Source organism: Microbacter margulisiae, assembly GCF_014192515.1.
GTDB classification, from domain to species: Bacteria; Bacteroidota; Bacteroidia; order Bacteroidales; family Paludibacteraceae; genus Microbacter; species Microbacter margulisiae.
In genome coordinates, this window is record NZ_JACHYB010000001.1 from 1,903,671 (window position 1) to 1,927,302 (window position 23,632).

Genomic DNA, 23,632 nt, shown 5'->3' on the forward strand with positions numbered 1-23,632 from the left:
TCAGTTCAACATGAACAAGGGAAAATACGATATTGTGGTACTGGGCGCCGGCATTAGCGGAATAGGCGCTGCTGTTTTGGCAAAAACCAAAAACTTCTCCGTCTTTGTATCCGACAATGGAACCATTTCGGATGACGACAAAGCCGTTTTAGCGCAATATACTATTCCGTGGGAAGAAGGGCATCATTCCACTCCGTTGATTTTAGAAGCACAAGAAGTAATCAAAAGCCCCGGGATTCCGCAAAAAGCACCTATCATCCAACAACTGCATGAACAGGGGATTCCTGTTATTTCAGAGATTGAATTTGCCAAGCGTTATACCCATGCAAAAATGATCTGCATTACCGGAAGTAACGGAAAAACCACGACAACATCCCTCATCTATTATACCCTGAAGAATGCCGGATTAAATGTCGGGTTAGCCGGTAACATCGGGCAAAGCTTCGCACTGCAGGTGGCAACCTGCAATTTCGATTATTATGTTATCGAGCTGAGCAGTTTTCAATTGGATAACATGTATGATTTCAAGGCCGACATAGCCATTCTATTAAACATAACACCCGATCACCTGGATCGTTACAACTATCAGTTCCAGCAATATATTGACGCAAAATTCCGAATCATCCAAAACCAGACTGAGAATGATATTTTCATTTATTGGAATGATGATCCGGTCATTACGGCAGAACTGGACAAGCGAAACATACATGCGCAGCAATTCCCTTTTGCGTTGGAACACAAAAAGGGAGAAAAAGCCTACCTACAAGACAATCAACTCATCATGAACACTCCATCAAACACATTTGCCATACCTCGCGAAGAGATCGCTTTACAGGGATTGCATAATCTGTATAATTCCATGGCAGCGGGATTAGCAGCATCTTCTGTTGATGTAAAAAAAGAAACGATCAGGGATTCGTTCCGTAACTTTCAGGGAGTGCCGCATCGTTTAGAATATGTGGCTTCCGTCCGGGGCATCCGTTTTATCAATGATTCGAAAGCTACCAATGTCAATTCCTGCTGGTATGCCCTTCAAAGCATGGACACCCCCGTTGTCCTTATTCTTGGCGGGACAGACAAAGGCAACGATTACTCCGAAATAGAAGCATTGGTCCAGGAGAAAGCACATACCCTGATATTCCTCGGAGTGGACAACAGCAAACTCCATACCTTTTTCGACAAAATGGGGAAACCCATGATTGATGTAAGATCCATGGAAGAAGCTGTGCAGACTGCCTACAAAGGAGCAAACAAAGGAGACACGGTGCTGCTTTCGCCATGCTGCGCAAGCTTCGATCTGTTCAAAAACTATGAAGACCGTGGAGATCAATTCAAGACAGTAGTACGAAATTTATAACTATTCATCATACCTAATAATCATGCTTTTTTATACGAAAAAAAATATTCATCACTGGGCCTTCTGGCATCAAAGGCGGAAGATATGGTTCTATTGCCTTGCGGGTTTAGGGTTGGCCGTGAGTGCATTCATACTCTTGCTTGGAGTTGAAATCGCCATTCATCATTACCTGTCGCTCATCCGAACTCTGGCTATTATTGTTCTCATGTTTGCAAGCGGCTTTGTATTGGGATGGTTGGCGTGGATGGAAAACGAGGACAACTATTACAATTGGCTGGTACAGCAACACGAAGCAAAGAAAAAAGAACAAGCAGGATAAACCCCGCAATCACAGAACCGACCACTCAAAAAACACTATTTATGTAGCATAACAGCAGCTCGATAACTACTTTCAATAAAAACAATGGCAAACGAATGAGAGAATTTTTCAATAAATACTTACAAGGCGACAAGGTAATCTGGACTGTCTTCTTTTTGCTCTGTGCTATCTCAAGTGTAGAACTTTACAGTGCAAGCAGTTCGTTAGCTTTTCGTGCCGCCAATCATGCCGCACCGTTCCTGAGGCATTTTGCATTTTTGTGCATTGGCGCATGTTTTGTCATCATTGTTCACATGATCAATTTCAAAAAAATCAACAAGCTAGCCTACATCTTACTTGCATTTTCCATTTTGGCATTACTGTTTGCCATTGCAAAAGGTGTCTCCGCCAACGATGCTAAGCGGTGGATCGGCATCGGAGGATTTCAGTTCCAACCTTCGGAACTTGCCAAGATAGCACTGATCATTGTGGTTGCCGATCTCATTTCGAAAGGGAAAACCATTGAAAGTATGAACAAAAACTTCAAAATCATTGTTGGAGCTACGTTATTGGTTTGTGGGTTAATTTTTCTGGAGAACCTCTCCACAGCCTTAATCCTGTTTAGTGTTGTCATTTTGATGATGATCATCGGACGGGTACCTTTCAAAAAGATCGGTAAATTACTGGGAATTTTATTACTGGTAGGCTCATTTTTTGTTTTGCTCATGCAAATCGTGCCCCAAAAGAAAGTATGGAAAGGATTGGATCGTTTCTACACCTGGGAATCACGTCTGACTAACTTTGTTCACACCAAGGGAAAACAAAACCAATATGTCATTACCGATCAAAACTATCAGGTCATGCATGGCGAGATCGCCATTGCGCGGGGCGGTTTACTTGGTGTGATGCCGGGCAACAGTCTGGAACGTAACTTTCTTCCACAAGCTTATGCCGATTACATCTACGCCATTATCGTTGAAGAATTGGGATTGGTAGGAGGTCTGTTCGTGATGGCGTTGTATCTTTTCCTTCTCTTTCGAGCGGGACAAATCGCATGGAGGTGCAATGATGCCTATCCTTCATTGCTGGTGATCGGGCTTACACTCATGATCGTTTTGCAAGCACTCGTCAGCATGGGTGTTACAGCACATCTGGGTCCCGTAACAGGACAACCGCTTCCTATGGTAAGCCGCGGGGGAACATCCATCATTGTGACCAGCATCTACTTTGGCATCATTTTAAGTGTCAGCCGTTATGCCAAGAAAAACAAATCATCCAACGATGCAGGAGCGGGAAATAACAATCCATCCTGAAACGAACATCTCTATCTTCAAAAGACCATTTAAGTATCCCATAACTCCTTTTTAGGACAAAAATATTCACCAATGAAAGCAGTGCACAGATTCATCATAAGCGGAGGCGGAACAGGAGGTCATATTTTTCCGGCCATTGCTATTGCCAACGCATTGAAAGAAAGAGAACCCCAGAGTGATGTCCTTTTTATCGGAGCTGAAGGCCGTATGGAAATGGAAAAAGTACCTGCCGCAGGTTATCAAATCATTGGATTACCCATCCGTGGATTCGATCGGAAAAATATCTTGCGAAACATCAGCACATTATTTCTTTTATGGAAATCCATGCGGAAAGCCAGGAAGCTAATCCGTAAATATAACCCAGATGCTGTGATTGGTGTCGGGGGTTATGCAAGCGGCCCCACACTGAAAGTGGCAGCCAAAATGGGCATTCCGACTATTCTACAGGAACAAAACTCATATGCAGGTGTAACCAACAAATTACTGGCAAGTAAAGCAGCTTGTTGTTGCGTGGCATACGAAGGAATGGAACGTTTTTTCCCAAAAGACAAAATCATACTGACAGGAAATCCGATCCGTCAAAACCTGCAACTCGACCCGGAAAAAACCGATGAAGCTTATCAATATTTTCATCTGGAGAAATCGAAAAAGACCCTGCTTGTCATTGGTGGAAGTCTGGGCGCCCGCACCATCAACCAAAGCATATTAGGACAGTTAGACAAGCTACAACAAGCCGGCGTGCAGGTCATCTGGCAGACAGGGAAATACTATTTTGAGCAAATGAAAGCAGCCACTGACGGCAATGTTTCTCCAAATATGATCGTTACTGATTTTATTGCACATATGGATTACGCCTATGCCATTGCCGACGTCGTTATTTCAAGAGCAGGGGCAAGCTCCATTTCAGAGTTATGCTTATTAGGCAAAACATCCATTCTGGTGCCATCACCGAATGTAGCCGAAGATCACCAGACACACAATGCTATGGCATTAGTCAATAAAGATGCAGCCATCATGATCCGGGATGCAGATGCTCCCCAGTCCTTAGTCGATGAGGCCATTAAATTATTGAATGATACTGACCGGTGTAAGACACTATCCACTCACTGTGCAGCCATGGCGCAACACAATTCGGCAAAACGTATTGCAGAAGAGATATTCAAACATATCCCAGCATAACATGCCCGCCTGACATATCCCCGTTTGTATGCATCACGTCTGCATGATTATTCGGGAATAGCTGTCATATCGTTATTCCATAATGATATACAATCATGCTGTGTACAATTGATCGTCTTTCCACAACAACGGATTATTTTCTATATAATTGGCAATACGGCTGTATTCATCCTCATCACGTATAACGTGATCGTGGAAACGCTCCTGCCAACCAAAACCGATCTGATGATCAGTACAATATTTTGTCATGGCCGATTTCAGATTCCCCGTCGCCACCGATAACAACCCCTTTTGTTCGGATATCCATTCCATTTTTCCCTGAATTATCGTTTGATCCGTCTGTACGTATCCCGTTTGTATACGCCACCATCCCTACACGCATCATTTATATGTTTCCCATTGTACGTCCCATCTGATTTTCTAATCCGATATCAGAATATTCATTTGTTTCTCATGGTATTCTGTTTGCCGGACAACAATCTACCGGTACGAATAGACGAAACCTAATGCTTAAGTTTAAGATAATATTCCACACCAAGCAAGAAATTGGATTGATTTATGACATGACATTTATATTCAGCCATAATATTACATGCATTTGTCAACTTTAGCTTTATACCGAGTGCTGCAAAAGCATTTACCGTGAATTTAGTCTCATGACGTATTTCATTCGAATCAGTTCTACTGATCGTTGCGAAATATAGCATCGGAGCCAGTCCAACATAACAATAAGGGGTCACGGTTGAATTTGTAAATTCGTAATTTAGCATTACAGGAAGTTCTACAATTTTTGCATTCATAGTTTCATAGTGGTCTTTATAAATATAAATACTATCCATCGTTGAACCATTCTCGAACATCAACCCTGAAAACAGTTTTGGAAAGAATGCAGTTTGTTTGGAATAGCTAAGCTCTACGCCGTACTTTAACGATAAATTTGAAGATGTGTTGATAAAGTAGTCAGACGTCAAAACATCCAATACAATATTGCTTAGATTGTTTTGTGCGATACCTTTTAGCGAAATATTTAGAAAACGGAAACTATCATTGTTGATAAATGCATGATGATATGTAGCGTATTTGCCATTTAAATACGAAATGAATTTCTGTACGTCTGCTTCATTGAATCTTGTGTTTCTTGCCTGTTTCCACAAATCCGGATACTGCTTTGACAATATGACCAATTTGTTTCGATAATTATCATCCTGTATAATCTCATGATCATTCACTGAATCTTTTTTATTTAACATCATGGTATCATTCTTAGAACAAATGTAATAACGGGTATTCCCGTTAATTATACATTTATATAAGTTGTAATGTCCCTCATTCAGTACTTTTGAATAAAAGCTTTCATGGTCAAAATCTGTTTTGACAAATTTGCGGTTAAGATTGTCCTCAATGGATACGATGTTTTCATTGGGGACATGTTGCATAAATAAAGAATAAGCTTTGCTTTGTATAGAATAATCAGAAAACACATTCTCCCGAAATACAAACAAAGAATCTGCCGTTTGGATTTTATACGTTAGATATATTTTTTGAGCAACAGATAATTGACTAAAGCATATCATGAAGAATGCAAATATGATTGACTGTCTCATTCTATGTGGATTATATGGAAACTATTATAAATTTATGATTGTGGCTTTTCTAATCCGATATCGGAATATTTATTTGTTTTTTATGGTATCCTGTTTGCCGGAACACAGAAACGGATGGACAGAAATGATTATGATTTCATTTTCGAAAAATAATATCCCACGGGGTCATACCAATTTTCCACAATGACCAGCGTATCATTTTTAATGTGTTCCACAATACATCCCGAAGGGAAAAATCCTCCTTTGGCAGACGTGTATCCTAACGTGGATGTTGAATAACCATAGATGGTCGGTTCGTATTTCCAAACGATCGTTGTATCTACTATCGTTCCCTGGGCTTCATTGGTAAAAACAATCCGGTTGGAGTTAATTCTCATATATGAATTGTCCGCAGGATAGGTCTTGTTGTTTGCAAGAAGACCACCCAGAGAATATACATATTTCCAGTTACCCTGAATGTATTGTTGAATGGACGATGCCGGCTGATCATACAACACCATATTCACCGGCTCATCATCTGCATTGTTACATTGGGCCAGGCAAACAAACGACATCATGGCAGTCATAATCAAAATCATCTTTTTCATCTGTATATAATTTGATGATTATATGTCAGTTTTGTCATTATCTCCTATATTCGATCTAGTGATATCCATGCTTCCCCATGCTGGATCAAGTCTATAACCTGTGAGAATATCAACCAACATAAAAATTCCCGTTCATAACATTATTATGGTTTGGCACGGTTTACAAAACCGTATCAACATGGGGCATTTTTCTCAATCTTATCAATCAAGATGCAGCCATTTTATTTTCATAATAAAATTCTCTTTTCTCCGGCTTTTATTCAATCGGTGTCGGCACTGTGATTTTTATGATGATAGGATTCCATTGATTTTTGTGTGTTATACATAATAATCCACGATCAGCATCAATGGCTTTTCCCTGTTGTCAAAACACTTATCACTTCTTTTAATCATCCTAATCATTGAATCATATAAATCATGGTGCTGACATTTTCCCTCAATCATTTAATCATATAAATCATGGTGCAGACGTTTTCCCTCAATCTTATAAATCAAGATACAGCCATTTTATTTTCATAATAAGATCTTCTCTTTTCTCCGGCCTTTGTTCAATCGGTGTCGGCACTGTGACAAAGTGAATTGCAGGAGCAAAATCTGATAATTGTACGTCAGACAATCAAGGAACATAGGTAGCTGTTAATCTGGCCTTTTAGTCGTTTTTCAGTCGTCATTCAATATACCGTCAGATAATATTGTATGTTAACACTAAAGTCTGTTTTAGTATATAGTGCTTTTTATCAGCCAAACAAGTATAGCCTAAATGATTATCTAAATGAACAAAGCTAAAATCATTAACTCTATACAGAGCATTGCGTTTATCTTTAAATACATTTCAACTGTCTAAGTGAGCACAAAACAATATACTGTGACCACCTAGTCTATTATCAGAAAGCTATAAAAGCCACTGTAAGATAGCGTCAAATAAATCTAACTTGCAGTGGTTTTTGGACTATTTGGGTGATTAGTCTTTTTGTAATTCCTGATCAGTTTCAACGTAATCAGAAACTCCATTGTAAATCATTGCAATATACTTTTCACCATGTCTTAGCGCTTTTTCTTCATCGTCGAAAATTGCACAATTATCATTTTCTAATGAAATTGGACAAAATTTCGTATAAGTGGTATTAGGCTTAACTCTATATACACAGTGGTATTTGATTGTAGTCAATTTTGAATCAATATCCACATAAGTGCCATGTTCAACAAAAAGCTCAATAATCTCTCGATTATTTGTCTGTAATATTTTTTTCATAATTCATTTAAGATTATGTAGTTTTTGAAGTATTGATTTTATATCATCCTCAAGTTTATTGTTTATTTCCTTGGTTATTCTTCCCTTTGATTTCAGAAAATTCTTTACAGTATTTTCAATTACATTGTTAAGTTCAATATAAAAACCTACTTTTTGATTTTTGTCATTATAAATAACTGCAATAGTATCGTTTGAATCATATGGATATGGAAAATATATAACAAAATATGTCTCTATTTTCTCCTTGTCTGTTTTAATCACATATGCTTTTGCCATAAATAATAAATTTTATTTCTATCTACTTATAAACTACCGCTCCATACTGTTTACTAGATTCTTTGGTTACTCCATATTTTTGATTTAGATTCTTATTTTAATCTTTCACTCAACGTACTACAAATCCATAAAGATATCCCTGTGATTTTATTTTCCACTGCTTCATTTGATATTTTCATCTAAACTTGCAGTCTTTTTCTTTTTTTGAACAGAACCCGACATCTATGTATGTACAACACTCTCGCATACATTTCATAACCATGTCGTGATATTGCACGCTGTTATATTGTTTTATGCGTTAATACCTAGTTTATTAATCGGTTTTTTCTTTATTCAAATCCCTTGTTTGTTATATCGGTATAAATCCCGGTAGCTTTGCTGCTGCGGGGATTTTCCCCAATCTTACGAATCTCACCACAGCCATTTTATTTCCACCATAAGATCTTCTTTTCTCCGGCCTTTGTTCAATCGGTGTCGGCACTGTGATTTCTATGATGATAGGATTCCATTGATTTTTTTGTGTTATACATAATAATCCGTTATTTGCATAAGCTGCTTTCCCTATCGTCGGAATCATCAAATTCCTCTTTAATCATCCCCATCATTTAATCACATAAATCAAGGTGCTGACATTTGTTTTAATCATATAAATCAAGGTGCAGACATTTGTTTCAATCACACAAATCACAGTGCAGACATTTTCCCCCAATCACACAAATCATGCTGCTGACATTGTTCCGATTGCTATCAAAGCAACCCTGTAACATACCATATTGTTAATATAATACGGCCTTAAAGTTCACGATTATTTTTTAGACATCCAAACATTTTTGGCATTATTTTTCGCCTACATTGAATTTTTTTGGCAAAGCGAACAAAAAGAAAGCGAAAATCTACTTTGAGAGAAGACTTCTCTATCATTATCTTGTTTTTTCTTAGTTTCTCAACTTCTTTAACTTATTACCATTCAGTTATTTTGTAATTCGGTTATTTGATGCTCCAACTCCACCCGCTTCGCTCATCCCCGGAAAGATTGAAGGATTGAGGGACTGAGTGATTGAGGGTTACAACTTCCTTAACTTCCTATATCTTCTTTAGCTTCGTGCTATTCATGTATCTTCTAAGTTTCTGGCTTTCTTTTATTGTCAATTGTCATGATTTAAAGATGTCAGAGCTAACGCTCCGATGTGATGGAATAGAATATTGTATCCTATTAAGATTACAGGACTACGTCCCTTAACCGGTAAAGGATGTTTTGTAAACATATGAATATAGCCATAAAGCAGGAGCGTAGCTCTGGCATCTTCGTAGAAAACGATACCCATCACATCAAAACAGCCGCGTAGCGGTGACATCTTCCATTCATTTATAATGTGAAATCCGGGCACACATGATAATTAAGCAGATTGTTTTCATTGTCCATTGAATGTGTCTTCTTTTACTTCTGATGTTCTGATTTCTACTAAACCACCAATTTTTATACCATAAAAGCGTGACCTCGAAGCCACGCTTTCACGATGTGCAATCCTATGGATTTTGTTACAGGTAAAATTATGGGAAACGCTCCCTGTTGAAGAATCGCCTCACACCAATCATTGCACAATACGGCTCACCGGTTCGCAAAATGCAGAGGTTCCGTCCTTGGTAACGGCAGCCGAGCGAAAATAATAACGGGTCCCGATGGTGAGGTTTTCGGCAATATATTCCACTTGCGTGGAAACACCTAATGTAACCCAATCTTTTTCGGTAGCCGGCAATGCCCCAACGATTATTTGCCAGATATACGAACGGGATCCTGTAACCGCTTTGCGGCGCAAACGAACCGATCCGGACATTGCACCATCTTCAACCATCAATATGGGCTGTTTACGGGGAGAAGGATCTTTTGAAAGGGTAAAGCCCGCTTGCAAAATAATGGCCTCGTCCCCATCGGCAATCCGCTCCACATACGCTGCCAGTTTCCGGAAGATAGCATCGGTTTCTTCCTCTGTCTGATGCATCAGGGCCGTGTCGGCCGTGCTCCCGTCACGGGCTTTCTGCGCTGCCGTTTCAAATTCATCCAGTTTCTTTTCAGCATCAGCGATTGGCACATCGGGTGTGGGGAAAAGGGTATTATCCTTCATTTTTGCCACCACATTGCGGTAGTAAGCAATCTTTTCCCAAATAGATAAACGAACAAAACTAAGCACTAACTTTGGCTTTCTCATACCATAATAAAATTTAGATATTAAAAAATAGAACATATAATCACCGCCCTATCTGCGGATAGAGTTTCTTTTCCTTATCTCCTTTCTTCCCTGCCTGTGTTGTTTGGGTTTATCGCATCTCAGCCGGACACCCTGTTATTTTTTTGCGGAATGAATAAATAAATTGTGGGCACATCGCATCTTCAGGCGTTTAACTTCCCTTTGCTGACACAGTTTATTCAATAGGCCCGGGATAGAATATCAATGAAAGCCCTTTCCTGACATACTTTACTGAACAGACCCACAGCCCTTCTTTACAAAAGTGCTTTGCAAGCTTACATTGTTATTATGCAGCCTTACATTGTCACTTTGCAAGCTTACATTGTTACTATGTAAGCTTACATTGTTACTTTGCAAGCTTACATTGTTACTATGTGAGCTTACATTGTCACTTTGCAGGCTTACATTGTTACTATGTGAGCTTACATTGTTACTTTGCAAGCTTACATTGTCACTTTGCAGGTTTACATTGTTACTATGTAAGCTTACATTGTTACTTTGCAAGCTTACATTGTCACTATGTAAGCTTACATTGGCGAAATTCACCTTGTAAAATGTTTTTTTTACCCGATATGGAAGAAAAAGAGTGTCAAAGAGCATCAGGAAACAGATCACCTGTCTGATTCCCGACGCAAAGGAAAGGCAGCAACACCTCAAAACCTTTACCATTTGTTAAGGCCACGGGATGCCGGATGTTATTTATGTTTTTTTATAATATATCCTCAGGGGGAATGAAACGATAGATTATTTGCCATGGGAAGTCAATTCCTGAAATCCTTCAAAGCTTTTGTGAATGGGGCAATGATGTGGCGTGGGAATGGTGTGGGGGAAGATTTACGGCGGGCTATTTTCCATCGCGGATGTGCTTATGTCCTTTTCCCGCAGGGACATGGATGCATCTGTTGACCGGATGGGGCAAAAACAGCCGGAAAGGGAACGCAACCTGCTATGTGTCGGTGATGAAGCCCAGACAAAGCAGGATGGAGTGTATAATTTTACCGGGTATAGGCCCATTCGAATGGATCTGTTTCCGGGCAAACTCCTTTATCACACGACTTAGCGAAGGGGGCTCAATGGCGATGTAGGATGCAATTTTGCGTTTGTAAACCGAGGAGAGTAATTGCGGATAACGCTCTGTCACTATCCGGTAGCGTTCGGTGGCATCATTTTGCAACAACAAAAGGTTATGATTGTGACGGTAGGAGTTGTGGCATGCCATGACAATCTGTTCAATACGCATCAGTTCCGGATATTGCTGTTGCAGGCGCTTAAGGTCACAGACCGCTATCCGGTAAAGCAGCCCCTCCTGCACCATTTCCAGATTGTGTTCCGAAGCGCACTTTAACTGCATGCTGAAGTATGAACCGACAAAATCGCCCGGGAAATAGAAACCGGTAGTGGTTGTCTCGTTGCTGCCGTTGGCAGAGCTGCATACTACCCCACTGGCTATCAACCAGACATAACGGGCGCAACTCCCTTCATGTAAAAATAACTCATTCTTCTTAAACCGGCATGGGATAAAATAGGTTGACAGGACATTGGGTACTTTGCGTTCAAAGTCCCGTACCAAGCGGATTAATTGCTCATATTGAGGTGAGAGATAGCTATTGGCGCACTCTTGCAGGTGAAGGTTATGTTCAAGAAATTGTGTCAACATGATAAATACAAAACACAAATTTATGAAATGTAATAAGATCAACAAATGGGTTAAGGGTTAATTAATTACAAATCAATAACAATAGCGAAAGTATTATTTGGAAAAACCTTTCTAAAACCATTTCAACTCATTTATGATGGTAGATGTTTTATTAATCTATTATTAAGATCACAGGGCTACGTCCCTTAAAATTGAAAGATCAAAGGATTGAGGGATTGAGGGATAAACAGCGGTGGAAAGGTGCAAAGGCGAACAGCGGTCTAAAGAGAACTACGGTTGAAAGTTTAAGGTGTAAAGACAAATAGCAGTGTAAAGTGTAAGGTGTAAAGTTGAATGAAGCGTAGAGACCTCAAAGGTTTTGAAAACCTTTGAGGTCTGTAACATATAAATAAATTTAAAAGCCGGAGGCAAATTAAACAAGGATTGAAGGTTTGAGGGTATAACTTCCTGATTTTTTTATTGTTCATCATCAATAGTTGCCTTGTGCTTCAGCGTTTGAAAAGCATTTGCTAATTTTGCAGAGGCAAATCACAGTGGGCTTTCACGCCTAACGCTTTTAATTCGAAATTTAACCCATATGAGTGACGACAAAAAGATTATTTTTTCCATGGTGGGCGTAAGCAAATCGTTTACCCCTCAGAAACAAACTCTTAAAAACATCTACCTTTCCTTCTTCTATGGTGCCAAAATAGGCATCATCGGACTTAATGGTTCAGGAAAATCCACGCTAATGAAAATCATTGCAGGAGAAGAGACTAACTATGAAGGCCAGGTCGTTTTTTCACCCGGCTATTCCGTTGGATATTTTCCTCAGGAACCCCGATTAGACCCTGATAAGACCGTAAAACAGGTTGTACAGGAAGGTGTGCAGGAAACCATGGATCTGCTCAATGAATTTGAAGCAATTAATGCTCAGTTTGCAGAGCCGGATGCTGATTTCGATGCCCTTATTGCACGACAAGGTGTGCTTCAGGAAAAACTTGACCATGTAGATGCCTGGAACATTGACAACAAACTGGAACGTGCCATGGATGCGTTACGTTGTCCGGACGAAGATGCCCTCATCAGCACTTTATCGGGAGGAGAACTCCGGCGGGTAGCGCTTTGCCGGTTGTTATTGCAACAACCCGACATTCTGCTGCTGGATGAACCCACCAACCATTTGGATGCCGAATCGATTGAATGGCTTGAGCATCACTTACAGCAATATGAAGGGACAGTAATCGCCATCACCCACGACCGTTACTTTCTGGACAACGTGGCAGGATGGATTCTGGAACTGGATCGTGGTGAAGGCATTCCATGGAAAGGCAACTATTCATCATGGCTGGAACAAAAGACACAACGGCTGGCCCAGGAAGAGAAACAAGCCAGCAAACGCCGCAAAACACTTGAAAGAGAACTAGAATGGGTGCGGATGGCTCCTAAAGCACGCCATGCTAAAAGCCAGGCACGTTTATCAGCTTACGATCGCCTGTTGAATGAAGACACCAAAGAACGGGAAGAGAAACTGGAAATCTTCATTCCCAACGGGCCACGGTTAGGAAATAAGGTCATTGAAGCTAAAGGAATAAGCAAAGCATTCGGAGAAAAGCTGTTATTTGATAACCTGTCGTTCGCATTGCCTCCAAATGGTATCGTAGGTATTATAGGACCAAACGGAGCTGGAAAGACAACGTTATTCCGGTTAATGATGGGATTGGAAACGCCTGATAAAGGTTCGTTTGAAATGGGTGAGACCGTCCGCTTGGGCTATGCAGATCAAACCCACGTGGACATCGATCCGGAGAAAACGGTTTATCAAACCATCTCGGGAGGACAGGAACTGATCCGTATCGGAGGACGTGAAGTAAATGCACGTGCCTATTTATCAAGGTTTAATATTACCGGAGGAGATCAGGAAAAATTGTGCGGCGTACTTTCCGGAGGAGAAAGAAACAGGCTCCATCTTGCCATAACACTAAAATCAGAGGCAAATGTGCTGCTGTTGGATGAACCCACAAATGACATAGATGTCAACACATTACGCGCTCTGGAAGAAGGACTGACAGACTTTGCTGGATGTGCTGTTGTGGTGTCTCACGACCGATGGTTCTTAGACCGTATATGTACCCATATCCTGGCTTTTGAAGGAAACTCGGAAGTTGTCTTCTTTGAAGGTTCTTATTCGGAATACGAAGAAAACAAGATGAAGCGCCTGGGCGATATTACTCCCAAACGAATACATTATCGTAAGTTGGTATAGGGAAAGTAAAGAATTAATAATTCAACTTTCGCACGATTCAATTAACCCGGTTAAGTTTGGCTTTTGAGATTGAAAACCTTATTTTAGAAGTAACCGAACCTTAGTACAATAGATCATATTAAGATCAGACAAACCTTATTCCCTTATTACATGAAACGAGCACGACAAATAAAGCATGACACACAAAGAAATGTTTATGTGTGAGTTCCATGTGACATTTAAAAACAAATTATAAACACATGAAATGAGCCGTATTTTTTTTACATCCAAAACATAATAGTATTTGGATATTAGGCTCTTAACTTCTTGTAAACAAATTATCCTCGTATGCAATAAATAAGGGAATAAGGTCAATTACATGGGTGATTATTGTTTCTGCTGCTAAGGGAAACCAATAAAATCAAATAAGGTCCCTGAATGGTTGCCTGATCCAGAGTGTCAGAAATGGAATTCGAATTTTATACGGTAACTTTTAGAAACATAAACATATAAAAATGGAGATTGTTCCTATTGCTTTTTCACTTGAAGTAAAAAAGCTATTTATCTCTGAAAGTATTAGTGTATCTTTTACAACTCGAAATTACTGATTTTCAGCGACTTTATAAAATTCATATGCTGCTTTTTTAAATAAATCAGTAAGTTACCTTACTTGCGAAAGTTGAGTATATAACTGAATATATTATTGAGACTTTACACATTTACTATTGTTACTTTGAACTGATTGAAAAAGTAACATACACGAGGTAAGGAGTAAGAGTTACGAGATAAAATTGAACGTTACCAAAATCAATAAATTACTTACCTCTAAAAAATGCATTATGAACAAAGAAGATTTATCATTTAACGGAAAACTATTGAATACGCCTTATGGTAAGCCCGATGTGTATGGTGCATTGAGCATGCCCGTATATAATTCTGTTGCTTACGAATTTGACACAGCAGAGGAAATGGAGGCAGCTTTTACCGGTAAATCGGCCGATCATGCCTATTCTCGTATAACCAATCCCACGGTTCAGTATTTTGAAAACCGCATCCAAACCATCACGGGCGCGCTGAGTGTAACTGCACTGAATTCGGGTATGGCAGCTATCAGTAATACCATTATTACCTTGGCCAAAACAGGTAGTAATATTGTTACTTCAAAACACCTATTTGGAAACACCTATTCATTTTTTGCTTCAACGATGGCTGCGTTTGGTGTAGAAACACGCTTTTGCGACCTGACCAATTCCGACGAAGTAGAAGCACGTATTGACAAAGATACCTGTGCTGTTTTTCTGGAGATTATGACAAATCCCCAACTCGAGGTGGTGGATCTGAAAGCGCTATCGACAATCTGCAAACAAAAAGAAGTCCCGTTAGTGGCCGACACGACGATCATTCCCTTTTGTTCTTTTAATGCAAAAGACTTTGGCATCAACATAGAAATTGTGTCGAGTACCAAATATATTTCGGGAGGTGCAACGAGTCTTGGCGGTTTGATTCTGGATTATGGAAACTTCAACTGGCTGTTGACTCCAAAATTACACACCATGACTGAAAAATTTGGTACGATAGCTTTTACAACGAAGTTACGCAAGGAAATTCACCGGAATTTGGGTGCATATATGACCCCGCAAGTAGCCTATATGCAAATATTGGGACTGGAAACGCTGACTCTACGCTATGAAAAAGCTACGGACACTTGCTTCAAGCTGGTTGAAAGACTGGATAAGCTGTCGGAAGTAGAGTCAATCAATTATACAGGGTTGTGTTCGAATAAATATTATGAGTTAAGCAAAAGTCAATTTGGCGACCGCCCCGGAGCTATGTTTACATTCAATCTTGCCTCGCGCGAAGCCTGTTTTGAATTTATGAATAAACTGAAAGTGGTGCGCCGTGCCACCAACCTGTTTGACAATAAAACGCTGGCTATCCACCCTGCCAGTACCATTTTCGGAACATTTACCCCCGAAGTGCGTAAGGAAATGAATGTGTCGGACAAGACTATCCGCATTTCGGTGGGATTGGAAAGTGTGGAGGATTTATATGCCGACTTTGTGCAAGCGTTACTCAAAGCATAATACAATTATGTATCATCAAAACAGAAACAACTCATTGAGTAAATCGATTCGATAGTTTTTGCTTTTGCTGTGGGACGTGTAACTGCAACATTGACAATAAAGCATACATTGAGATACTCCCCCGTCGCCGGCACAAGTTCTTTGACTTTTGACATGAATGTATGATTTTTGATATTTTAGACACCACCTCCAAAATCACAGGGGCAAAATAAGAGCACAAAAAAGGGCGGCTATTTTACAATAGCTGCCCTTTTTATATTTAAATCCTCCCTGGCTTTTTTCGACCAGGAAAGGGTACGATTCTATTTATTTTCCACATTTACTTATCTTAAAATTTAATGTCAAGAAAACAATTAATATCCGCGAATGGCTTCGATGCCAGGAAGTACTTTTCCTTCGATCATTTCGAGTAAAGCTCCACCACCGGTAGAAACATAGCTTACCTGACCGGCCAAACCCAATTTATTGATTGCAGCAACGGAATCACCTCCACCAATCAATGAGAAAGCACCGCTTTTGGTTGCAGCAACAATAGATTCGGCAATGGCTTTGGTACCACCGGCAAATGCATCCATTTCGAAAACACCTGCAGGGCCATTCCACAAAATAGTTTTTGAGTTCTTAATCACCTCAGTCATCTGATTAACGGCAGCAGGACCTAAGTCAAGACCAAGCCATCCGTCAGGAATGACATCATTGTTGCAAACTTTAGTTGCAGCATCAGCAGCAAATTTATCTGCGATGATCGAATCAACCGGTAACACAAGATTCACATTATTGGCTTTCGCTTTAGCTAATATGTCATTGGCTAAATCCAACATGTCATCCTCGCATAAGGAATTACCAACATGACCACCCTGCGCTTTAGCAAATGTAAATGCCATACCACCAACAATCAAAAGATTGTCCACTTTGGTAAGCAGGTTTTCAATGATCGTAATCTTGGTAGAAACCTTAGAACCGCCAATAATTGCAGTTACCGGATGAACGGCTGTCTTAAGCACTTTCTCAACAGCTTCCACCTCGTTTTGCATCAGGTAACCAAACATTTTGTGGTCGGTATCAAAATAAGCAGCTATCAAAGCAGTTGAAGCATGAGCACGGTGAGCTGTTCCGAATGCATCGTTGACATAACAATCGGCATACGAAGCCAATGTTTTGGAAAATTCTTTCTGCGAAGCCTTAACAGCTTTCTTAGCAGCAGCTTTTTCTTCATCGGAGACATCATCCTTCAAACCACGGGGTTTACCTTCTTCTTCAGCGTAGAAACGAAGGTTTTCGAGCATCAAAACTTCGCCTGATTTTAATGATGCAGCCTTAGCAGCCGTTTCTGCACCCATACAATCATCGGCAAACTGAACTGTCACGCCCAAGAGAGAGGAAACATGACCCACAATATGCTTCAATGAAAAATTAGGATCAGGATTCTTTTTCGGACGACCCAGATGTGAACCAATTATCACACTTCCGCCATCGGACAGAATCTTTTTCAATGTAGGAAGTGCTGCACGAATACGTGTGTCATCGGTAATCTCAAACTTATCGTTCAAAGGCACATTAAAATCCACACGAACAAAAGCTTTTTTACCGGCAAAATTAAATTTGTCAAGAGTTTGCATAATCACTATGTATTTAAAAATGAATTGGAATGCTTCTTCAAAAATAAGCTTTTCTGGCGATACTACGATGCATTAAAAGGCACAAGTAATGACTTTTATCTTTTTTATTATTTGCGCTGAATGAGGTTAATGAACTCTTCGCGCGTCTTGGCGCTTTCAAACACACCCGTAAAATCAGATGTGGTAGTAATCGATCCCGGTTTCTGGACGCCGCGCATTTGCATACACATATGCTGAGCCTCTATAACGACCATCACGCCAAGCGGATTCAACGTGCTTTGAATACACTCTTTAATCTGAGTCGTCATGCGTTCCTGCACCTGCAACCGGTGTGCAAAGACATCTACCACACGTGCAATTTTACTTAGTCCTGTAATATAATGATTGGGAATGTAGGCGACATGAGCCTTCCCGAAAAACGGCAACAAATGATGTTCGCACATCGAGTAAAATTCAATCTCTTTCACGATAACCATTTGGCGATAATCTTCGCGAAATTTAGCCGATAAGAGGATTTCTTCTGCGTTTTGGGTATAGCCCTGCGTCATAAACTGCATGGCCAAAGCAACACGTTCGGGAGTGCGTATTAAACCTTCGCGGTTTACATCTTCTCCCAATAATCTGAGGATCGCACTGTAATGCTCCATCAATTGTTCCGTGACACTTTCTTCAGCGGATACTACTTCCATGATGATTCGTTTTGAGTTGCAAAAGTAGGAAAAATTTATGGGATTGCGGACATGGCCAGCCATGAACTACATCTTATGAATGACTCAGTTACTCCTACCCCATTTTCACAACCAACACCCGGTTTATGTAACCTGACTCATTTGATTCTGATTGCCATTCATACCCTTTCTCCCGTTTAACAGATTTCCAAAAGGTCAAAAATATGCCTATCTTTGTATCACATTTATTAAAGGCTATGGGAAAGAACAAGTTGCAAAAATTCAAAGATATAGAAGAATTTCCGCACGTGTTTCAAATGCCTTATTCGGAACTTGTTTCGGGTAAGGTTTTTGAGCAAAAAGGAAAATGGCACGCTTTCTTTTCCAATGAACGCCCGATTGTGTTGGAATTAGGCTGCGGAAGAGGCGAATATACAGTCGGCTTAGCAGAACGTTTCCCTGAAAAGAACTTTATCGGAGTAGATATCAAAGGGGCGCGGTTGTGGGCAGGCGCTAAGGAAGCTATTCAAAAGCAACTGACGAATGTAGCTTTTGTACGGACACACATTGAACTTATCCCCTATTTCTTTGCTCAAAATGAGATTAGCGAGATATGGCTGACCTTTCCGGATCCACAAATGAAAAAACGTAACAAAAGGCTTACTTCTACACGTTTGATGCAACAATATGAGCAAATCCTGGTTCCCAACGGAGATATTCATCTAAAGACAGACAGCGCCTTTTTATACACTTACACCCAGGAAATGGCAAAACTCAATGGGTTGCCGGTTATTAACGAACTGGAAGATATTGCTCCCATCGCCACGTCCGATCCTGTTTTGTCAATCCGTACCTATTATGAACAACAATGGATGGCGCGGGGCATTACCATTAAATACCTGCACTTCAAGCTGAAACATCCTGTTCAATGGGAAGAACCGGATATCCTTATTCCCCTGGATGAATACCGCAGTTATGGGCGTGAAAAACGAAGCGAGCTTCAACTGAGGGTTTAATCCCATCAGGAAGCGATTGTAAAAGTAAATATTTTAATAACATATGAATCTATGACACTTTATCCAAAATTGATTTTAGATGCTCTTGTGCATGTCCGTTATCCCGGCACAGGAGTTGACGTGGTAACGGCAAACATGGTGGAGGACAACATTCGTATTGAAGGCAACAAGGTATCGTTCTCTTTAATCTTTGAAAAACCAAATGATCCATTTGTCAAATCAGTCGTCAAAGCTTGCGAACAAGCTATCCTGACATACGTTGGAGCAGAAGTTGAAATTGCAGGAAATATTACAGTAAAAATAAAAGAGGTACAACATACGGTGCCGGAAAAACCGTTACAGGGAGTAAAACACATTGTAGCTGTTTTCTCAGGCAAAGGCGGTGTTGGAAAATCCACTGTAGCGGCCAACCTGTCTGTTGCCATGATGAAACTGGGATACCGGGTCGGCTTGCTGGATGCTGATATTTACGGGCCTTCTGTTCCGAAAATGTTTAACGTTGAAGATGCCCAACCTTTTGTTGAGAAAATCAATGGCAAAGATCTTATTGTCCCGGTTGAACAATACGGCATGAAAATCTTATCAATCGGATTTTTTGTCGACCGCACCAATGCACTGGTTTGGCGTGGAGCCATGATCACTACAGCCATCAAACAATTAATCAACGATGCCAGTTGGGGCGATCTGGATTATCTTTTTCTGGATATGCCTCCGGGAACAGGAGATATTCCTTTAACGGTAGTGCAAACCGTAAAGCTATCCGGGGTTATTGTTGTTGGAACGCCACAGGAAGTTGCATTAGCCGACGTACGTAAAGGCGTCAACATGTTTACCAATAAAAATATTGATGTGCCTGTGTTAGGCGTAGTAGAAAACATGGCATGGTTTACGCCGGCAGAATTACCTAATAATAAATATTACATCTTTGGCAAAGAGGGATGCAAACGACTGGCAGAAGAAATGAAAGTACCTCTGCTGGCACAGATTCCTTTGGTGCAGAGTGTTTGCGAAAGCGGCGATGCAGGACAACCAATTGCGTTAAATGATGAATCGCCGGTTTCTATAGCATTCACCGCATTAGCCAATAACGTGGATCACCTATTAAACAAAAAATGATTAGCGCGAAAGCCCTGATTGTTCAATTCAAAAATAAAACATATGAAACCCGCATTAAATCTATTGCTGAAAATGGGTATTGCTGCCGGTTTGCAAGAACGGGACACTGTTGTTGACAAAATCAGCGATATCCTTCAGGACAAAATGGGAACAGACCCGGAGCGTGCACAAAAGATAGGCGAACAAATCCTTACCGGGTTGGAAGGAGTAAAAGAACAATTGTCTATCGAACAGATCATTGACGGGTTAACCCGGAATGATGATGTGCTGACACACAAAATAGAAGAACTTACGCAGGCTATCAATCGTTTGAATGACAATCTGGATAAGATTTCCGGGACGAGCAAAAAATAAGCATTCGGACTAACTGACAAACAGACTATTGAATGAAAAGATTCCTATTACTTTTTGTGGTTTTATGCACGTATGGCATGACATGGGCGCAATTTGTCGTCACGGGACAAGGGCGTGCCATTGAACTCACAGGAAGCAGTATAACGGGATTGCAATCTCTTTTTCTTTTCAATGGGATTACTTCCGATAATCAGATAGTGTTCACAGGCCACGCCAACAGTTACCTGTGGACCAAATTTGACGGATCATTCGTAAGCAATCAATCCTCCATCGCCGTCGAAGATGAAACAGGATATATTTTGAATGCCGACGGGACAAAGTATTATATCTGGGTAATTGATTACCATAACTACCCTGTTCAATTGTCGGATATTTCACCTGTTAACGACGATGATCCCTGTTCTCAACTTTCATTGCAAATCTCAGGATCAATTCCACCATTACTCTACCGCGACTCATTAGGCGTAAGCCATCAATTAGCCCGTAAATTCACATTAACGTATAATGATGAAAGTTATACGAATGGCTCCTGGAACAATATTACACAAACTGAAACATTGACAGCTCCATTAACAACTGTCTCCGTCAGCGCTCCTTATTGTGATACCCAGTTTACTTTGTCGGGCGATCAATATGCAACGCAATTCGGCATGACGGCTCCAGCTATCACGTCTGCAACATATTCCGCCGTACGCACCGAATCACATATGACAGGAACTATCGTAGAACGAACGGCCTTAAACGAAGCCGGACGAGAGACCGGAACATTGGAAGGATCTGCGCCGCTGAATGTCGATTTTGAAAGCAATGCCAACACGCCTGTTACCCAATTCTATGAATGGTATATTTATGACAATCAAACACCAGGCTCCTATTTGCGCTATACCGACACTAACCTGCGGTATATCTTCAATCAGGCCGGAACGTATAAAGTGGTGTTGATTGTCTCCAACGGACAAAATACATGTTCGTATAGCGATTCACTCACAGTAACCGTAAGCACTTCATTTATAGACGTACCAAATGTATTTACTCCTAATGGAGATGGCATCAATGATCAATTCAGGGTCTCCTTCCGGTCAATCACCCAATTTCACATGTTGCTATATTCGTCATGGGCAGGAAAAGTGTTCGAGACAACGGATCCGGGACAAGGATGGGATGGCCGGGTAGGAAGAAGACTCGCACCCCCTGGTGTTTATTATTACCTGATCACTGCAACTGGTGCAGATGGGAAACGTTACAAGCTAAAAGGCAGCGTAAGCCTGTTACGAAACAAGGGGGATAAATAATTTTTGGGACACTACATTTATGACAAACGGATTTTTGACGATCTTGATGCTTTCAATATCCAACATTTTCATGACCATCGCCTGGTATGGACAATTAAAACTAAGGGAATATTCATGGTTTGAATCTCTTCCATTGTTTACAGTGATTTTGATGAGTTGGGGAGTAGCGTTTTTTGAATATTGTGTGCAGGTTCCCGCTAACCGCATCGGATTCAGGGAAAACGGAGGTCCTTTTTCCTTAATGCAATTAAAAGTTATTCAAGAGGTTATTACTCTGATTGTGTTTGTTTGTTTTTCAATGATTGTTTTCAAAATAACCATTCGATGGAATCATATTTTGGCAATGATTCTACTCATAGCGGCTGTCTATCTGGTTTTCAAAGAATAAAAAACTTTGTCCGGTTTTATAATTGGATAAAATTCAACTATCGTAATGCTCACTCACGAAACAACGTTTTTTATCTCATTCCTGGTATTGGTTATTGCCCTTTTATTCATCGATTTAGGTGTGTTTAACCGCAAAAGCCATGAGATTTCCATGAAAGAAGCGCTGCTATGGACCATTGTATGGATCCTGTTTGCCGGAGCTATCTACCTTTTTATACGGCTGGACGGCGATACCATTCACCACATTACAACGTTCGGCAGACTACAGGAAATCAACAGGCTACATGGGCATGAAATGCATCTCAATCCGGCATTAGGACTTCAACCCAATCTTGAACTTTATCGTCAAACCATTTCCCTGCAATTTCTTACCGGATATCTTTTAGAATACTCTTTATCCGTAGACAATATTTTTGTAATGATCCTGCTGTTTCTAAGTTTCGGGGTACCCAAAGCCTATTATCACCGGGTATTATTCTGGGGAATTCTGGGAGCAATCATCATGCGTTTTCTTTTCATTTATATTACGGCATCGCTCATTCAACAATTTGAATGGATTCTTTGGATCTTTGGCGCATTATTGATTTACTCGGGGATAAAAATGTATATTGAACGCAACAAAGAAGAACATATTGAGGTCTCAAACCATCCGGTAGTAAAATTTTCGTCGAAACACTTCCGGGTCTTCCCTTCATTCGCAAAAGATGCTTTCTTCGTAAAACAAAATGGGAACTGGATGATCACTCCTTTGCTTTTAGTAGTTCTGGTCATTGAATTTTCTGATGTTATTTTTGCGGTTGATTCTGTGCCGGCTATCTTTTCCGTCACCAAAGATCCTTTCATTGTTTTCACATCAAACATCTGCGCTATTTTAGGATTACGCTCACTGTTCTTTGTTGTTTCGCACGTAATCGGGTTATTCCATTACCTGAAGATCGGGTTGGCGGTATTACTCACTTTTATTGGCGTAAAAATGCTTCTTGACGGTATATTTCACTTACCAATAAGCACATCGGCATCATTAGTCATCATCGTTGCCATTCTTGGCATCAGCATCCTGGCATCTGTCATTTTTCCTAAAAAAGCAACGACCCATCCATAGT

At 40.4% G+C, this 23,632-nt stretch carries 25 protein-coding genes; 13 read left to right on the plus strand and 12 right to left on the minus strand.

The genetic code is table 11. The features are described from left to right. Nucleotides 1-10 precede the first annotated feature (10 nt). The 4 genes from murD (at nt 11) to murG (ending at nt 4,147) form a co-directional block, all read left to right on the plus strand. Complete coding sequence (gene murD / locus FHX64_RS07730; RefSeq protein ID WP_183413188.1) at nt 11-1,357, plus strand: UDP-N-acetylmuramoyl-L-alanine--D-glutamate ligase; 1,347 nt, start codon at nt 11-13, stop codon at nt 1,355-1,357. Between the two features lie 22 nt (nt 1,358-1,379). Then, nucleotides 1,380-1,676: a hypothetical protein gene (locus FHX64_RS07735; RefSeq protein WP_183413189.1), complete on the plus strand. Its 297-nt coding sequence runs from the start codon at nt 1,380-1,382 to the stop codon at nt 1,674-1,676. Nucleotides 1,677-1,771: 95 nt separating this feature from the next. After that, nucleotides 1,772-2,968 carry an FtsW/RodA/SpoVE family cell cycle protein gene (locus FHX64_RS07740; RefSeq protein WP_183413190.1) on the plus strand — a complete coding sequence of 399 codons (1,197 nt, stop codon included), beginning with the start codon at nt 1,772-1,774 and terminating at the stop codon, nt 2,966-2,968. A gap of 72 nt (nt 2,969-3,040) precedes the next feature. After that, on the plus strand, nt 3,041-4,147 hold the full coding sequence (gene murG / locus FHX64_RS07745; protein ID WP_183413191.1) for an undecaprenyldiphospho-muramoylpentapeptide beta-N-acetylglucosaminyltransferase: 1,107 nt from the start codon (nt 3,041-3,043) through the stop codon (nt 4,145-4,147). 93 nt (nt 4,148-4,240) lie between these two features. Here the strand turns inward: murG and FHX64_RS07750 are convergent, their stop codons facing one another. The 8 genes from FHX64_RS07750 to FHX64_RS07785 all read right to left on the minus strand — a co-directional run bounded on the left by FHX64_RS07750 (nt 4,241) and on the right by FHX64_RS07785 (nt 10,073). Then, on the minus strand, nt 4,241-4,459 hold the full coding sequence (locus FHX64_RS07750) for a hypothetical protein (protein ID WP_183413192.1): 219 nt from the start codon (nt 4,457-4,459) through the stop codon (nt 4,241-4,243). Nucleotides 4,460-4,650: 191 nt separating this feature from the next. Beyond that, nucleotides 4,651-5,751 (minus strand): hypothetical protein, encoded by a 1,101-nt coding sequence (locus FHX64_RS07755; RefSeq protein ID WP_221202163.1) that lies wholly within the window; start codon nt 5,749-5,751, stop codon nt 4,651-4,653. A 128-nt stretch (nt 5,752-5,879) separates the two neighbouring features. Continuing rightward, nucleotides 5,880-6,338 (minus strand): hypothetical protein, encoded by a 459-nt coding sequence (locus FHX64_RS07760; RefSeq protein WP_183413194.1) that lies wholly within the window; start codon nt 6,336-6,338, stop codon nt 5,880-5,882. Nucleotides 6,339-7,299: 961 nt separating this feature from the next. Further along, a complete protein-coding gene (locus tag FHX64_RS07765; RefSeq protein ID WP_183413195.1) occupies nt 7,300-7,590 on the minus strand; it encodes a hypothetical protein in 291 nt (96 codons plus the stop codon). A gap of 3 nt (nt 7,591-7,593) precedes the next feature. Continuing rightward, nucleotides 7,594-7,866 (minus strand): hypothetical protein, encoded by a 273-nt coding sequence (locus FHX64_RS07770; RefSeq protein WP_183413196.1) that lies wholly within the window; start codon nt 7,864-7,866, stop codon nt 7,594-7,596. A 349-nt stretch (nt 7,867-8,215) separates the two neighbouring features. Next, on the minus strand, nt 8,216-8,443 hold the full coding sequence (locus FHX64_RS07775) for a hypothetical protein (protein ID WP_183413197.1): 228 nt from the start codon (nt 8,441-8,443) through the stop codon (nt 8,216-8,218). A 568-nt stretch (nt 8,444-9,011) separates the two neighbouring features. Continuing rightward, the gene (locus FHX64_RS07780) at nt 9,012-9,221 is read right to left on the minus strand and encodes a hypothetical protein (protein ID WP_183413198.1); all 210 of its coding nucleotides are present in this window, start codon (nt 9,219-9,221) and stop codon (nt 9,012-9,014) included. Nucleotides 9,222-9,458: 237 nt separating this feature from the next. Beyond that, the gene (locus FHX64_RS07785) at nt 9,459-10,073 is read right to left on the minus strand and encodes a fibronectin type III domain-containing protein (RefSeq protein ID WP_183413199.1); all 615 of its coding nucleotides are present in this window, start codon (nt 10,071-10,073) and stop codon (nt 9,459-9,461) included. 792 nt (nt 10,074-10,865) lie between these two features. Here FHX64_RS07785 and FHX64_RS07790 point away from each other — a divergent pair. Further along, nucleotides 10,866-11,018: a hypothetical protein gene (locus FHX64_RS07790; protein ID WP_183412505.1), complete on the plus strand. Its 153-nt coding sequence runs from the start codon at nt 10,866-10,868 to the stop codon at nt 11,016-11,018. A 40-nt stretch (nt 11,019-11,058) separates the two neighbouring features. Here the strand turns inward: FHX64_RS07790 and FHX64_RS07795 are convergent, their stop codons facing one another. Then, on the minus strand, nt 11,059-11,769 hold the full coding sequence (locus FHX64_RS07795; protein WP_183412506.1) for a Crp/Fnr family transcriptional regulator: 711 nt from the start codon (nt 11,767-11,769) through the stop codon (nt 11,059-11,061). A gap of 577 nt (nt 11,770-12,346) precedes the next feature. On the opposite strand from FHX64_RS07795, the gene ettA reads away from it, so the two are divergent. After that, nucleotides 12,347-14,014 (plus strand): energy-dependent translational throttle protein EttA, encoded by a 1,668-nt coding sequence (gene ettA / locus FHX64_RS07800; RefSeq protein WP_183413200.1) that lies wholly within the window; start codon nt 12,347-12,349, stop codon nt 14,012-14,014. Between the two features lie 818 nt (nt 14,015-14,832). Then, the gene (locus tag FHX64_RS07805; protein WP_183413201.1) at nt 14,833-16,077 is read left to right on the plus strand and encodes a PLP-dependent transferase; all 1,245 of its coding nucleotides are present in this window, start codon (nt 14,833-14,835) and stop codon (nt 16,075-16,077) included. 5 nt (nt 16,078-16,082) lie between these two features. On the opposite strand, the gene FHX64_RS07810 is transcribed toward FHX64_RS07805, so the two are convergent. The 3 genes from FHX64_RS07810 to folE all read right to left on the minus strand — a co-directional run bounded on the left by FHX64_RS07810 (nt 16,083) and on the right by folE (nt 18,385). Beyond that, nucleotides 16,083-16,232: a hypothetical protein gene (locus FHX64_RS07810; protein ID WP_183413202.1), complete on the minus strand. Its 150-nt coding sequence runs from the start codon at nt 16,230-16,232 to the stop codon at nt 16,083-16,085. Nucleotides 16,233-16,430: 198 nt separating this feature from the next. Beyond that, nucleotides 16,431-17,696, minus strand: coding sequence for a phosphoglycerate kinase (locus tag FHX64_RS07815; protein WP_183413203.1), 1,266 nt, complete (start codon nt 17,694-17,696; stop codon nt 16,431-16,433). A 107-nt stretch (nt 17,697-17,803) separates the two neighbouring features. Continuing rightward, nucleotides 17,804-18,385 carry a GTP cyclohydrolase I FolE gene (gene folE, locus FHX64_RS07820; RefSeq protein ID WP_183413204.1) on the minus strand — a complete coding sequence of 194 codons (582 nt, stop codon included), beginning with the start codon at nt 18,383-18,385 and terminating at the stop codon, nt 17,804-17,806. A gap of 236 nt (nt 18,386-18,621) precedes the next feature. On the opposite strand from folE, the gene trmB reads away from it, so the two are divergent. From trmB to FHX64_RS07850, 6 genes are read left to right on the plus strand one after another with little or no spacing between them, the layout of a single operon-like run. Beyond that, on the plus strand, nt 18,622-19,380 hold the full coding sequence (trmB, locus tag FHX64_RS07825; protein ID WP_183413566.1) for a tRNA (guanosine(46)-N7)-methyltransferase TrmB: 759 nt from the start codon (nt 18,622-18,624) through the stop codon (nt 19,378-19,380). A gap of 51 nt (nt 19,381-19,431) precedes the next feature. After that, on the plus strand, nt 19,432-20,496 hold the full coding sequence (locus FHX64_RS07830) for an Mrp/NBP35 family ATP-binding protein (protein WP_183413205.1): 1,065 nt from the start codon (nt 19,432-19,434) through the stop codon (nt 20,494-20,496). 42 nt (nt 20,497-20,538) lie between these two features. Then, a complete protein-coding gene (locus FHX64_RS07835) occupies nt 20,539-20,850 on the plus strand; it encodes a hypothetical protein (RefSeq protein ID WP_183413206.1) in 312 nt (103 codons plus the stop codon). Nucleotides 20,851-20,882: 32 nt separating this feature from the next. After that, nucleotides 20,883-22,142, plus strand: a complete 1,260-nt coding sequence (locus FHX64_RS07840) for a T9SS type B sorting domain-containing protein (protein WP_183413207.1) — start codon at nt 20,883-20,885, stop codon at nt 22,140-22,142. Nucleotides 22,143-22,161: 19 nt separating this feature from the next. Beyond that, the gene (locus tag FHX64_RS07845) at nt 22,162-22,530 is read left to right on the plus strand and encodes a DMT family protein (RefSeq protein WP_183413208.1); all 369 of its coding nucleotides are present in this window, start codon (nt 22,162-22,164) and stop codon (nt 22,528-22,530) included. Nucleotides 22,531-22,575: 45 nt separating this feature from the next. Then, complete coding sequence (locus FHX64_RS07850; protein WP_183413209.1) at nt 22,576-23,631, plus strand: TerC family protein; 1,056 nt, start codon at nt 22,576-22,578, stop codon at nt 23,629-23,631. Nucleotide 23,632: the final 1 nt, after the last annotated feature.